Origin of the sequence: Marivivens aquimaris (genome assembly GCF_015220045.1) — a bacterium.
Taxonomy (GTDB): Bacteria; Pseudomonadota; Alphaproteobacteria; order Rhodobacterales; family Rhodobacteraceae; genus Marivivens; species Marivivens aquimaris.
Map to the genome: position 1 here is coordinate 1,767,118 of NZ_JADBGB010000001.1, position 13,552 is coordinate 1,780,669.

The 13,552-nt window shown below is 60.4% G+C and carries 12 protein-coding genes and 1 tRNA gene; 4 read left to right on the plus strand and 9 right to left on the minus strand.

What is annotated here, in order from left to right; genetic code table 11:
* Nucleotide 1: 1 nt before the first annotated feature.
* The gene (locus tag IF204_RS08770; protein WP_194096257.1) at nucleotides 2-1,213 is read right to left on the minus strand and encodes a helix-turn-helix domain-containing protein; all 1,212 of its coding nucleotides are present in this window, start codon (nucleotides 1,211-1,213) and stop codon (nucleotides 2-4) included.
* A 120-nt stretch (nucleotides 1,214-1,333) separates the two neighbouring features.
* Nucleotides 1,334-2,557, minus strand: coding sequence for a 5-aminolevulinate synthase (gene hemA, locus IF204_RS08775; protein WP_194096259.1), 1,224 nt, complete (start codon nucleotides 2,555-2,557; stop codon nucleotides 1,334-1,336).
* 185 nt (nucleotides 2,558-2,742) lie between these two features.
* Between hemA and IF204_RS08780 the strand changes: the two genes are divergently transcribed.
* The 3 genes from IF204_RS08780 (at nucleotide 2,743) to IF204_RS08790 (ending at nucleotide 6,341) form a co-directional block, all read left to right on the plus strand.
* A complete protein-coding gene (locus IF204_RS08780; RefSeq protein WP_194096261.1) occupies nucleotides 2,743-4,116 on the plus strand; it encodes a M20/M25/M40 family metallo-hydrolase in 1,374 nt (457 codons plus the stop codon).
* A 213-nt stretch (nucleotides 4,117-4,329) separates the two neighbouring features.
* A complete protein-coding gene (locus IF204_RS08785) occupies nucleotides 4,330-5,880 on the plus strand; it encodes an FGGY-family carbohydrate kinase (RefSeq protein ID WP_194096263.1) in 1,551 nt (516 codons plus the stop codon).
* Between the two features lie 122 nt (nucleotides 5,881-6,002).
* Nucleotides 6,003-6,341, plus strand: a complete 339-nt coding sequence (locus tag IF204_RS08790) for a hypothetical protein (RefSeq protein ID WP_194096265.1) — start codon at nucleotides 6,003-6,005, stop codon at nucleotides 6,339-6,341.
* A gap of 2 nt (nucleotides 6,342-6,343) precedes the next feature.
* Here the strand turns inward: IF204_RS08790 and IF204_RS08795 are convergent, their stop codons facing one another.
* From IF204_RS08795 to IF204_RS08820, 6 genes are all read right to left on the minus strand, one after another.
* Nucleotides 6,344-7,090 (minus strand): LamB/YcsF family protein, encoded by a 747-nt coding sequence (locus IF204_RS08795; protein ID WP_194096267.1) that lies wholly within the window; start codon nucleotides 7,088-7,090, stop codon nucleotides 6,344-6,346.
* Nucleotides 7,081-8,067: a 5-oxoprolinase subunit C family protein gene (locus IF204_RS08800; protein ID WP_194096269.1), complete on the minus strand. Its 987-nt coding sequence runs from the start codon at nucleotides 8,065-8,067 to the stop codon at nucleotides 7,081-7,083. Before IF204_RS08800 ends, IF204_RS08795 begins: the two co-directional genes overlap by 10 nt.
* The gene (locus IF204_RS08805) at nucleotides 8,064-8,762 is read right to left on the minus strand and encodes a 5-oxoprolinase subunit B family protein (RefSeq protein ID WP_194096271.1); all 699 of its coding nucleotides are present in this window, start codon (nucleotides 8,760-8,762) and stop codon (nucleotides 8,064-8,066) included. Before IF204_RS08805 ends, IF204_RS08800 begins: the two co-directional genes overlap by 4 nt.
* A gap of 68 nt (nucleotides 8,763-8,830) precedes the next feature.
* Nucleotides 8,831-8,914 (minus strand) — tRNA-Leu (locus IF204_RS08810).
* A 65-nt stretch (nucleotides 8,915-8,979) separates the two neighbouring features.
* The gene (locus IF204_RS08815; protein WP_194096273.1) at nucleotides 8,980-9,471 is read right to left on the minus strand and encodes an Lrp/AsnC family transcriptional regulator; all 492 of its coding nucleotides are present in this window, start codon (nucleotides 9,469-9,471) and stop codon (nucleotides 8,980-8,982) included.
* A gap of 225 nt (nucleotides 9,472-9,696) precedes the next feature.
* The gene (locus IF204_RS08820) at nucleotides 9,697-10,494 is read right to left on the minus strand and encodes an inositol monophosphatase family protein (protein WP_194096275.1); all 798 of its coding nucleotides are present in this window, start codon (nucleotides 10,492-10,494) and stop codon (nucleotides 9,697-9,699) included.
* Between the two features lie 165 nt (nucleotides 10,495-10,659).
* Here IF204_RS08820 and IF204_RS08825 point away from each other — a divergent pair, with 165 nt between their 5' ends.
* On the plus strand, nucleotides 10,660-12,624 hold the full coding sequence (locus IF204_RS08825) for a putative bifunctional diguanylate cyclase/phosphodiesterase (RefSeq protein WP_194096277.1): 1,965 nt from the start codon (nucleotides 10,660-10,662) through the stop codon (nucleotides 12,622-12,624).
* Here IF204_RS08825 and IF204_RS08830 read toward each other — a convergent pair.
* The gene (locus IF204_RS08830; RefSeq protein WP_194096279.1) at nucleotides 12,578-13,483 is read right to left on the minus strand and encodes a LysR family transcriptional regulator; all 906 of its coding nucleotides are present in this window, start codon (nucleotides 13,481-13,483) and stop codon (nucleotides 12,578-12,580) included. The genes IF204_RS08825 and IF204_RS08830 overlap by 47 nt on opposite strands.
* Nucleotides 13,484-13,552 lie beyond the last annotated feature (69 nt).

Consider the following 13,552-nt stretch of genomic DNA (forward strand, 5'->3'; position numbering starts at 1 on the left):
GTTATTGTGACGTAGTCTCTGCCTCGGCCACACGAACGAAGTCCGCGAGGTCGGCATCGGCGTTCAGATCAGCGACCTGAAGCGATTGCGCAAGCTGATCGGTCGCCAGCGGGAGGTTCGATGTGACCTTACCGCTTTCGCCAACCGGACCGTAGTGCGTGCCGTTGATCGCAAAATACATCGCACCGGACTCGCCGACGCGGAGCGTCGCGGGCTCTTCGGTCTGCGGCACCTCATAGGTGTCGCCAGCATTCATGATGCCTTCGAAAATGACGGTGCCGTTAGCGGCGGTCACGCGGACCCAAGCCGGACGGACAGCAACCATCGCGAGCTGCGGTGCGGGCGGCTCTGTCACCTGAACGCCACTCGGCGCGAGGGTTTCGGTGGTCGCCTCGGTCGCGTCGGCAATGACGGGCTCGGCTTCGACCTCGGGCGCCAAGGTGCCCATGGTTGCCGGATTAAGCGAGGAAATCGGACCGTCGCGCGCAATCAGCACAGGCATATCGAGCGCCTGCGGACGGTACATACGGTCGAGGGTGTCGTTATTCGGCGTCTCGAATGCAGCCATCGACGTGCCTGCGTCAAGCGAGGTGCCAGCGCGTTCGGCGGCAACGCCAGCGAGCGGGTCGAGGTCGGCAACGACGACGGGCGTGTTTTCGACGGGTGCGAACTGGACCTTCTGCACTTCTTGCAGGACGGTCCAACCGCCGTAGCCCAGACCACAGATCAGCGCAGCCAGCACCAGAACGGAGCCAATGGCACCCGGTTCGATACGCGACAGCATCCCCTCGCCCGCCGGAATGAACGGGGTCGACGGCGAGTCGAACATATCGTTGCTGGACTTGAAGCTACGCTCTTCGCGCTCCGGCTTTTTGGCCGATGCAGCGGGCGACATGCCGTGGGCGGTGGTGAAACCGCTCTCGGCGCAGAATTTATCGAAGGCTTGCTCGGGGTCCATGTTGAGGTAGCGCGCATAGGAACGCACGTAACCTGCAATGAAGCCCGGAGTATCGAATGCCGACGGGTCGGCGTTTTCGATTGCAGCAATGTAGGCAGCTTTGATCTTGAGTTCGCGCTGGACGTCCAAAAGGCTCTTGCCCATGGTCGCACGCTCGCCGCGCATGAGATCCCCCAAGCGCAGTTCGAAACCATCGAACCCTTTGACTTCAGTCTCTTCGACTGCCGGCTTCCGCCTGAAAGTCTTCCCGATCATTAGGCCGTCCCACCGCCTCAAAACACATGGCGCCCATCCCGAGTATCCCGATTCGAGTTTAACTAGACGCCTTGATGCCAAGTAACATACACGACATCTTCACGCACCCGCAGAAAAATTTTACCCCGCCATTTCGGCACGATTTAGCGCACAATGGGACCACAGATTGTCCATAGCGCCTACGAGGTGGTCAATTTCTTGTGGTCCGTGCACCGGCGACGGAGTGAAACGAAGACGCTCCGTCCCACGGGGAACTGTCGGAAAGTTGATCGGCTGGACGTAGATTCCGAACTCCTGAAGCAGCATGTCCGACAACTTTTTGGTGTGGACCGGATCACCGACGACGACGGGAATAATGTGCGAACCGTGGTCGATGATCGGCAGACCGAGGCCCTTGAGGCGGAGTTTCAGGACTTTCGCGCGCTCCTGATGGAGGTCACGCAGGGCCTGATCCTGCTTGAGATGCGCCACCGACGCTGCTGCACCTGCAGCAACGGCCGGCGGGATCGACGTGGTAAAGATAAAGCCGGGCGCATAAGAGCGCACAGCGTCACACATCTTAGCCGACGCAGCGATATAGCCGCCGTGAACGCCGAACGCTTTACCAAGGGTGCCGTTGATGATGTCGATGCGGTCCAGCAGACCGTCACGTTCAGCAACGCCGCCACCGCGCGGGCCGTACATGCCGACGGCGTGCACTTCATCAAGGTAAGTCAGCGCACCGAATTCGTCGGCAAGGTCGCACAGTTCCTTGATCGGGCCGAAATCGCCATCCATCGAATAGACGGACTCGAACGCGATCAGCTTCGGTGCGGCGGGATCGTCCGCTTCGAGCTTGGCGCGCAGGTCGGCCAGATCGTTGTGCTTGAAGATGCGCTTGGCACCACCGTTGCGGCGGATACCTTCGATCATCGACGCGTGGTTCAGCTCATCGGAGTAGATGATGAGGCCGGGGAACAGCTTGGGGAGCGTCGAAAGGGTCGCGTCGTTGGCGATGTAAGCACTGGTGAAGAGCAGCGCGGCTTCTTTCTGGTGAAGATCGGCCAGCTCTGCCTCGAGGCGCTTGTGGTAAACCGTCGTGCCCGAGATGTTGCGCGTACCGCCCGAACCTGCACCGGTCGCGTCCAGCGCTTCGTGCATCGCCGCCAGAACGACGGGATGCTGGCCCATGCCCAGATAGTCGTTGCCGCACCACACGGTGATCGGCTGCTCGCTTCCGTCTTCCTTGCGCCACACGGCGTGCGGGAACTGGCCCTTCTGGCGCTCGATATCGATGAATGTACGATACCGACCTTCCTCATGGAGTTTACCAATAGCGGAATCGAGTTGGGCTTCGTAGTTCAAGAGAGCATCCTTCACGTCAGGGCAGCGCTAACGCGCTAACGGCAGGTTGGGGGGTCTTTATAGACTCTCGTAATGCGGAACAATACGCTACCTTTGGCTCCCCCAGTCACATTTTCGCACAGAACCGCCTCTAGACACCCGATTTTACAGGATTAGTGTCCGATCGGAAACTCAAAGGAGAGCAAATGTCCCTTACTCCAGTTCTCACCCGTATCGACTCGGACCTCGACGGTGCGTTGGACCGTCTAATGGAATTGCTCCGTATTCCATCAATCAGCACCGACCCTGCCTACAAGCAGGAATGTGCAAAAGCGGCCGACTGGCTGGTCGAGGATCTCAAGTCCATCGGCTTTGAAGCATCCTCCCGCCCTACCCCCGGTCACCCGATGGTCGTCGCACAAGGCGGCGAAGGCGGCACGCATGTGCTGTTCTACGGTCACTACGATGTGCAACCCGCCGATCCGCTGGAGCTGTGGAACCGTGACCCGTTCGACCCTGCCATCGAGGACACCGCAAACGGTAAGGTGATCCGCGCCCGTGGTTCGTCTGACGACAAAGGCCAGCTGATGACCTTCGTCGAAGCCTGCCGCGCTTGGGTTGCCGAGCATGGCAAGCTGCCCTGTAAGATCACCATCTTCTTTGAAGGCGAAGAAGAATCCGGCTCGCCTTCGCTGATCCCGTTCCTCAAAGAACACGCCGACGAGCTGAAGGCCGACGTCGCGCTGATCTGTGACACTGACCTGTTCGACTACGACACGCCTGCGATCACCACGATGCTACGCGGTCTGCTCGGTCAGGAAGTCACGATCACTGGCCCGTCCAAGGACCTGCACTCCGGAATGTACGGCGGCCCCGCGATCAACCCGATCCGTGTGCTGACCAAAATCTGCGCCAACATGCACGACGAAAACGGCCGCATCACAGTGCCCAATTTCTACGACGGCGTGCCTGAGCTTTCTGACGACCTGCTCAGCCAGTGGGACGCACTCGGCTTCGACGCCGAAGGCTTCCTGAAAGAGGTCGGCCTCGACACCCCCGCAGGCGAGAAAGACAAGTCAGTTCTCGAGCAGATCTGGGCCCGCCCGACGGCCGAGTTCAACGGCATCACCGGCGGCTACACCGGCGACGGGTTTAAGACCGTTCTGCCATCGCAGGCATCGGCCAAGATCAGCTTCCGCCTCGTCGGCACGCAGGACCCGCTGAAAATTCGCGAAAACTTCCAGAACTGGGTCAAAGAGCAGCTTCCGCCGGATTGCTCGGTCACGTTCAAGGATCACGGCGCAGGTCCGGCGTCTGTCATGGCGACCAGCAACCCCGCCTTCGAAAAGGCCCGCCTCGCGCTGACCGACGAATGGCCGAACGCTGCCGCCTTCACGGGCTCCGGCGGCTCGATCCCCGTGGCGGGCTACTTCAAAACCATCCTCGACATGGACGCCATGCTGATCGGCTTCGCGCTGGAGGACGACTCAATCCACTCGCCGAACGAAAAATACGACGTGCGGAGCTTCCACAAAGGCATCCGCAGCTGGGCGCGCATCCTGTCGGAACTCAGCGCCTGAGGCGAATTACAAGACAATGACCGGCGGCCCCGCCGGTCATCCCTCGAAAAGGCTTTTGTGCTGCTCGACACGAATGCCTTTGGGCGCTGCCTGAATGTGAATAGTTGCGAATTGGGTCAGACCAATTTTACCACTTCAATTCGGCTGGCCATCACATAGCAAATCGGCCTCAACATATCGGTCTTCACTATTCAGGCTTTGGCGAACACGAATATGAACGAGTACATTATCGGCCTCGATTACGGCTCCGCCTCAGCGCGCGGCGTTCTGCTGGACATCGCTACAGGCCAAGAGGTCGCGTCCCACGTTCACAACTATCGCCACGGTACGCTGACGAAGAGCTTGCCCGATGGCACGCTGCTGCCGCGCAGTTGGGCGCTTCAAGTGGCCGACGATTATCTGGAGGCGGCCCGCGATATCCTCGGACGTATCGGCAACGGCAAGCGTGTGCGCAGCATCGGCTTTGGGTTCACGGCCAGTTCGCCGTTACCCTGCCGCGCCGACGGCACGCCGCTTCATCGCATCGCGCCAAACGCGCCCCATGCGTATGTCAAGCTCTGGAAACATGGCGCCGCGCAGCCGCAGTCCGAACGGATCAGCGCGATGGGCGGCGCGTGGCTCGACAACTTCAACGGCAAGGTGTCGGGCGAATGGCTGATGGCGAAGGCCGCGCAGATTGCCGAGGAAGCGCCCGAGATCTGGGCCGTGACCGACAAATTCATCGAAGGCGGTGACTGGCTGGTCTGGCAACTGACCGGCGTGGAAGCGCGGGGACTCGGCTTCGCCGCCTACAAAGCGCAATTCCAAGATGGCCACGGCTATCCTGATGTCGGCATCCCTGACATGGCCTCGCGCCTCAGCGATCCCCTGCCCGTCGGCACTCCTGCCGGAGACCTTACTGATGAATGGCTGGCTGACACCGGCATCATCGGCTCGTGCACTGTCGCCGTCGCCGTCATCGACTCCCACGTCGTGTTGCCAGCAGTCGGAGCGGTGCAGGCAGGCACATTTGTTGCGGCACTCGGGACCTCCGCTGGCGTGATGATGCTCGACGATCAGCCCCCACGCCTGCCGAAAGGCATTGAGGGCGTGGCCTTCAACGGCGCGTTACGTGACCTCTGGTGCTACGAGGCCGGTCAGGCGAGTTTCGGTGACACGCTGGCGTGGTTCGTCGACGCCTTTCCGAACGGCAGCACGCCAGCCGAGAGCTTCGCCAATTACGAGGCAGAAGCGCGCCAGGTCCCTGCGGGCGCGAACCGCTTGCTGGCGCTTGACTGGTGGAACGGGAACCGCGTGCCGCATGCCCGTTCGGACCTGAGCGGCATGATCCTCGGGCTGAACATGCAGACGACCGCAGTCGAGGTGTACCGCGCATTGATCGAGGCACTTTGCTACGGGATGCGCCTGATGCACGACCTCTTTGCGGAGGGCGGCTTCGCCATAGACAAAGTCATCATGACCAGCGGCTTGGCGTCGCGAAACGCTCTGCTGATCCAGACGATGGCCGACGTTTTGGGCCGCGAGATCATCGTGCCGAAAATCGCCAACGCCACCGCAGTCGGCGCGGCTATCCACGGCGCTTTCGCAACGGGGATGGTGGCCAATTACGCTGATGGTGCTGCCCGTTTTGGTGCGCGCGGCAGCCGCAGGGTCGTGCCCGACATGGCCGCCCACGCGACCTACGAGCAGCTTTTCGAGAGCTACCGCACGCTGGTCGGCGATAGAGTGCTTCAGGATACCATGCGCAAACTGCAGGAGCTTTGAAGGCTGCCTGCGCGGTGATCGAGCGAAAGCCTGACACTGTACCGATGCGTTGCTGTCAATCGCCTGTTTGGAACTGCCGATCGCAGCTAGTGTCCTCTTAGAGCTACAGAGAGGATAACTCCATGCAACGCCTGTTGGGACTGGCCATATTCGCAGGTTGCTTGATCGCAGCAATGCAACTCAGCGGCGGTTTCGCACCGTTTTCAGACGTACCGTCGCTGACCCTCGTCGTGGTCATCGGCGTGTCTGCAGCGATAGCGCCAAAGGCCGACCAGACGCGGACCGCAGCGTTTGGTGAGGGATGCCTTCGCGGCGGATATATCGGCTTCGTGCTTGGTTTGATCGTGCTGGTCGCGCAATGGGACGGCGATCTGGCGTCACTTGGCGCACCGCTCGCCGTGGCACTTCTGACGTTGTTCTGGGGCGCGGCCCTCAGTCACGCGGCCCAATTGGTCGGATAGGGCTACTTCGCGCGCTGAATGGTGACGCTAGCCTTGGTGAGACGGGTGCGCAGGGTGCGTGCCATTTCCAGCGCTTCGGTGGTGTCCCCATGCAGGCAAACTGTGTCGATGCGGGTCGGGATATGCTTGCCGGATGCAGAGATGATCGCCCCCGCCTCCAACATCGCAAGCACCCGTTTGGAAGCAAATTCGGGGTCGTGGATCACGGCGCCGTCCAGTTTGCGATCTACGAGCGTTGCGTCGTCGTTATAGGCGCGGTCCGCAAAAATCTCTCCGATAAACGGCACGCCAAGGTTTTCCGCCGCTGTCTGCTGGGCCGTTGCGGCGATGACCATCAGTTTCATCTCGGGCGCGACCTGAAGGGCGGCGCGGAAAGCGGTCTCCGCGAATTCGACGTCTTCGGTCGCCATATTCGCCATCGCGCCGTGCAGTTTCAAGTGATCGAGCCGCGTGCCGAGCCCTTCGGCAACCGCTTTCGCAGCACCGACTTGATAGCGAATGAGCGAAGCCAGATCATCGGCCCCGAGCGCCATGCGGGTACGGCCAAAATTGGCGCGATCGTCAAAGCCTGGGTGGGCACCGATGCCCACGCCGCGCTTCATCGCGGCCTTCATGGTGTCTGCCATGACTTGCGGGGAACCCGCATGCAAACCGCAGCAAATATTGGCCGAGGTCACCACGTCGAGAAGCAACGCGTCCTGCCCTATGCCCTCGCCCATGTCCGCATTCAGATCGACTGTCAGAACCATTCTTCGTCCCCTCGGATAAAACCGCTCACCAGCTGATACGACAACAGATCGTGCATCGTCGCCGGGTCACGCAATAGCGGACTGATCTTACTGCGAAGCGCCGCGACCTGCTGCACGTCGGATTGCCAGAGCGCCTCGGCCTCGTCGGTCGAGACCAGTTCGAACCGCAACGCGGCACCCGGTTTTGCTTGCGCAACGATGGGAATATCGCAGGGCAGCACCGTTCCGATGCGGGGGTAACCGCCGATCGTCTGACATTCTGCCAGCAACACGAAAGGCGCGCCGTTGCCGGTGATCTGGATGTCACCTTCGGTGATAAAATCAGAGATGCGGCTGAGCTGACCGGCATCCAGCGCGACAGTCCCATCAAGGCCAGCACCCTGCCGATTGCTCCGCGCGGATTTGGTGAAGGTTTGGTTGGTGAAGGCCGCAAGTGCCTCTTCGCTAAAGGCGTCGGTCTGCGGCCCCGCCATGAAGCGGACCGTGCCACCGTCCGTGCGGTCGGCCACGTCGAGCAGATCGGACGTTCCGATGCGGGCGTCGGTGAAATGCAGTTCGCAAGGTTCGAGATGGCCGCCGATCCCGCCCTTCAAATGGGCCGATTGGCTGCCGATTACTTCGGGCCTATCGAGCGCCGCGTCGAACGCAACATAGGCATATCCCTGCCCCGCAGTGATGGTAAGCACCGTCCCAGCGGTCAGATTATGGCTGGCGTTCCAACGCAGCGGGTTCCCGTCGGCATTGGCCTTTCGATGCGCACCAGTCAGCGCGATCCGGCACGCCTGACCAACGCGGAAAGAGGCACCCGCCCCAGCCAGTTCAATCACCGAAACGCGGCGCTTCAGCAGTGCTTCTGCCACCAGCAGGGCTAGCCGGTCCACCGCGCCGCCACGGGACAAACCTTGCGCGATCAGCCCCGCGCGGCCTTGGTCCTGAATGGTCACACCCGGACCGGCCTTGAGCACTTCGACGATCATGACAGAACGGCCCCGCCCATCGGGGCATTCAGAAGGCCCTCAAATTCGACCGCCGAGACCGCCTCGAACTGCATCAGGTCGCCGGGTTTCAACGCGAAGGCTTCGGGCCGCCTCATGTCGAAACATCGGAAACCTGTCCGCCCGACCTGCCTCCAACCAGTCGGCGACGGATTGGCGAAAAGCACCAATTGCCGCACGGCGACGGTCAGCGCGCCTTGGGGCACTTCGGCTGTGAGGTTGGTCTGGCGCGGGATGTTCCAGTGATCCGGCAGTAGCCCCAGATAAGGCTGCCCGGGTGCAAACCCGATCGCCATCACGCGCACAGGCTCGGCGCAAAGTTCGGTCACCGCGACATCGGGCGTCACGCCCGCGAGCTCCGACGCTTCCGCCAACTGGGGTGCGTGGTCCGCAGCAAAACAGCAAGGCACCGTCCACAGACGCGAGGGCTGCACCTCAGCCTGCCCTTCGGTCGCCAGTGCCGCATTCACCGCCTGCTCCACCGACGCGCGCCCGACCAACGGGTCGAAACGCACATAGACAGATGTCAGCCCGCCGGCCGCCTCCAGCACACCATCAAGTCCCGCCGCCACATTCGCGAATTGCAGCGCGCGCGCGTTGGTCTCGTCGTCCAACACATCGCCGAAACGGATCAGAAGCCCGTCAACGCCTTGTGGAAATATGCGGGGAGTATTCAATCGCGGACCTCGTTTGATAACAGGAATATCCCGATATCCGAGGGAGGCTCAACTCGAAACAGAGGCGCTGGTACCCGCGGCCGGACTCGAACCGGCACGGCCTAAGCCAAGAGATTTTAAGTCTCCGATGTCTACCATTCCACCACGCGGGCGCCGACGATTGGCTATCAACTCTGACGGCATTCGCCAAGAGGAGACCGCGAAAATTCTACTGCTTTTAGATGGTTGCTTCGGTGACGGCGGCGGACACACCTTCTTCCTTGACCGCCTGCATCGCCACGTAGGTCGAGGTGTTGGCGAGGAACGGAAGGGTCGAGATTTTCTCTGCCAGAACGAGGCGATAGGCGGTCATGCTCGATGTGCGCACCTTGAGAAGATAGTCGAATTGGCCCGCGATGAGGTGGCATTGCTCGATCTCGGGGATCTTCATGATCGCTTCGTTGAAAGCCGCCAGCGCAGCCTCGCGGGTATCAGTCAGCTTGACCTCTACAAAGGCAACATGGTCGCGGCCGAGGCGGATCGGATCGAAAAGCGCGCGGTAGCCACGGATCATGCCCGTATCTTCGAGGCGCTTCAGACGCGCTTGTGTCGGTGACTTCGACAGGCCGATCCGGCGGGAAAGTTCGGTGACACTGATGCGCCCTTCGACAGCAACGATATCAAGAATTTTCCGGTCAAACGCATCAAGTTCGGCCACGCGATCGTTCACGACATTCTCCGAGAGATTGGGGGTTTTCTGGATTTCGGGGACTGAAATTGCAGAATGACCGTTATGTCAAATGTTCTTACCGTGATCACCGCAAATAGTACCGATACTTGCGCATCTCGCACACAAATTAGGCATAATCTTATCTTAGGTTAAAACAAACTTGACCCCGTAAGCAAAAAAGCGCGCCCGAATGGACGCGCCTTTCAAAATTCTCGCCGTGATAGATCAGGCAGCCGCGTTGCGGATCACTTTCGCCAGAGACGGGAAAACGCCTTCGTTGGCGACGATCAGCGAACGGTCTTCGAACACGTCTTTTGCTTCGGTACGGATCGGCTCAATGAAGGCACCGGCTTCGCGTGCGATGACCAGACCGGCAGCGATGTCCCAAGCGTTCAGGCGGCGTTCCCAGAAACCGTCAAAGCGGCCAGCAGCCACATAGCACAGATCGAGCGAGGCAGCACCAAAACGGCGGACGCCGGCGGTGGCGGGCAGAAGCTGCGACAGGTCTTTGAGGGTCTGCGGCAGGTCGGTGCTACCGGCGAACGGCAGACCGGTCGCGAAGATGCAGTCGATCAGACGGTGACGGGCCGAAACGCGCAGACGGCTTTCGTTCATCCATGCACCGCCGCCCTTTTCAGCGTGGAACAGTTCGTCCTTCACGGGGTCATAAACGACGCCCGCGATGATCTGACCCTTGTGTTCGAGCGCGATCGAGACAGCCCATTGCGGCAGACCGTGAAGGAAGTTGGTGGTGCCGTCGAGCGGGTCGACGATCCAGCGGCGGGTCGGGTCTTCGCCCTCGATCTCGCCGCCCTCTTCACCAAGGAAACCGTAGCTCGGACGGGCCGCCATCAGCTCTTCGCGGATGGTCTCTTCGGCGCGGCGGTCGGCACGGGTGACGAAGTCCGCCGGACCTTTGGAACTGACCTGAAGCTGCTCGACTTCGGTGAAGTCCTTGAGCAATCCACGACCGACCTTGCGGGCAGTCTTGATCATCACGTTCATGTTCGCACTTTGAGCCATCGGGGCCTCCGTTCACGGTCAAGACAGCGCCTATAGAAAAATATCTCCGCGCGGGCAAGGCCGTGCGGAGGGGCTGTAGCAGATTTTCTCTGCATTAACCTTTTATTCGCTTTTGTCACCTAGAACTTCCGCAAGGGACAGTGGGTGCAGATGATTTCAACGAGTTTGGACAAAATCCGATACCAGACCCGCTTTGCGGTTCACATCGCGACGCGGGATATCGCAAAGCGCCTTGCGGCGGCGGCGATGATGATGCTCATCCTTTTGTGGCTGGGCTATGTGTCGACGCCGATCGTGATGTCTGTGTCGATTGTCGGGTATGAATTCTGCGCCCAAGCGGTTGCGCGGCACCTTCCAGACCGCGATGACGAAATGTCCGTCAGCTATGTCGTGGCCGTCTGGGCGATGAATTGCACGTCGGTGCTGTTCTACCTCGCGCCCGCCTACTTGCTGGCGTCGGAGCCGTCTTCCGCCATGTTGCTCGCGGGTTTCCTGTGGCTCTTCGGCGTGTTCGTGCACATCACCAACACCTTCGCGGCCCTCCCGTTTTATAACTGGAGCCTAATGGCCCCCTCCTTCGGCGCGGCTTTTCTCGTGTTCTGGCTGGCTGCGGGGAACGCGTTTCTGCCGTCGACCGATACCGAATGGATGATCACCACTGGCATGATGGTGGTCTACATCTTCAATACCTACGAGACGCTGCATAAACAGAAAGATACCCAGCGCGCGCTCAACGCCGCACGCGAGGAAGCAAACTCCCGCCTCCGCGCACTCGAACATCTTTCGCGTCACGACCCGCTGACCGGCCTCTTGAACCGCCGCGCCTTTGACGAAGAGCTTTCGCGGATGCTGACCGCGAGGCGCATCGGGACGGATGTCTGCGTGTTTTTGATTGACCTCGACGGATTCAAACCGATCAACGACACCTACAGCCACGAGGCCGGCGATCAGGTCCTCCAGGCTATAGCAGAGCGCCTCCGCGGTCTGGTCGGCGCGACCGGCATCGCGGCCCGTCTGGGCGGCGACGAGTTCGCGATGGCCTTCCGTTCTGTAGCGTCCGAACAAGCTGCAATGCGGCTGGCGCAATATGTCTGCCGCGCCGTGCGCGAGCCAGTTCACTACGACGAAAAAGATCTGCACGTCACCGCCAGCGTCGGCGTCGGCCTGACATCCTACACAGGCGAAACGGTCGAGGCGATTTGCGCCGCAGCCGACCAAGCGATGTATCGCGCCAAGAATGCAGCCGGATCGCGCGCGGTTCTTTATGACAAATCTGTTTTCGAACGGCGCACCACGCTGGAGGACCGCGCCTCCATCGTTCGGGCCATGGCGCAGGGCCAAATCGTGCCGTTCTACCAGCCCAAGGTCGACCTGAGCACCGGACGCAGCATTGGCTTCGAAGCACTCGCGCGCTGGGTCCATCCTGAAAAAGGTGTGCTCGCCCCCGCCCTTTTCATTCCAGAGATCAACGAAATGGGCCTCCACGGCGATTTCATGATCCATATGACAACCGCGATCCTCAGCGATGTCGAAAAGCTGCTCTCCGAAGGGATCGACCCTGGCCAGGTCTCGATCAACATCCCCGAAGTCGCGCTGGCGACAATGTCGGGGCGCACTGAACTGGATATCCTTCTCGGACGATACGCCCGTGCGCGGCAGCATATCACCTTGGAAATCACTGAGGACGTCTTTATCGCGCGCTCCGCCGATATGATCCGCGAGAGCATCGCCCATTTCCGCAATGCTGGCCTGCGCGTGTCGCTGGATGATTTCGGTACCGGCTTTGCGTCGTTCCAGCACCTGCGCCAACTTGAATTCGACGAACTCAAGATCGATACCAGTTTCGTCTCCGACCTCGTGACTGACCCAACCGCGGAGGTGCTCGTGCGTGGGTTCCTCGATATCGCCGAAGGGCTCGGCGTGGACGTCATCGCCGAAGGCGTAGAAACGCGCAAACAGGCTGACCACCTCGAACAGCTCGGTTGCCGTTTCGTGCAGGGATACCTCTTCGGCAAGGCGCATCCGTTGGAGGACATTCGCATCCGGCTTTTTAGTGAAACCCGCGAAGCTGCGCGCCAGAAAGCTATGCTCGCTGCAGCTTCACAGCCTCTTGCCGAGCCAGCCGAATGAAATGCGCCATATAGGGCAGCGTATTTTCGGTCTCGCGCGTGGCCGCATACATCCGCCGAGTCAGTCCGCCCTTGGTAATTGGCAGTACGACATGCTCGGCCGCTTTGCCGACCTGACGCACGACCCAATCGGGCAACACAGCTACACCGCGATTTGACGCAACCAGCATCAGGATCACTGCGGTCAATTCGACCTGACGCACCGCTTCGGGCTCAACTCGGTTCGGCGTCAGCAGCATCTTGAAAATATCGAGCTTCGGACGGTCGACTGGATAGGTAAACAATGTCTGGTCGACGAAATCATCCGCGCTGACAAAGCTCTTGTCCGCCAGCGGATTTTGCGATGAACACACGAAGACCGGCGAATAATCAAAGAGCGGGTTGAACACCGCCACATCATCGGCATTCGGATCAGAGGTAATGACGAGGTCCACCTCCTCGCGCCGCAGGGCGCTCATCGCATCGAATGCAAGGCTGGAACGGATATCGACGTCCACATCGGGCCAGACTTTGCGGAATTGTTCGAGCACCGGCAGCAACCATTCAAAACACGCGTGGCATTCGAGCGCGATGTGCAGACGGCCGGTGCTGCCGTCCTTCAGTCCGTCGAATTCGGCCTCGAGATCGGACAGGATCGGCAAAATGCTCTCTGCTGCCTTCAGCATCCGTTTTCCAGCCGCCGAAAGTTTCAAAGGCTTCGAGCGGCGCACGAACAATTCCACGCCTGCCTGATCTTCGATCCCCTTGATCTGGTGACTGAGTGCAGACTGCGTGATGTTCAGCACGTCCGCCGCCCGCGCGAGGCCACCAGTGTCGTGGATCGCCTTGATGGTTCGTAGGTGCCGCACTTCAATATGCATATTGAGGGAACCTCATGATCGTCGTGAGAGTTATGAATTTGTCTCACACGTTTTTTTCGACGACAAGAG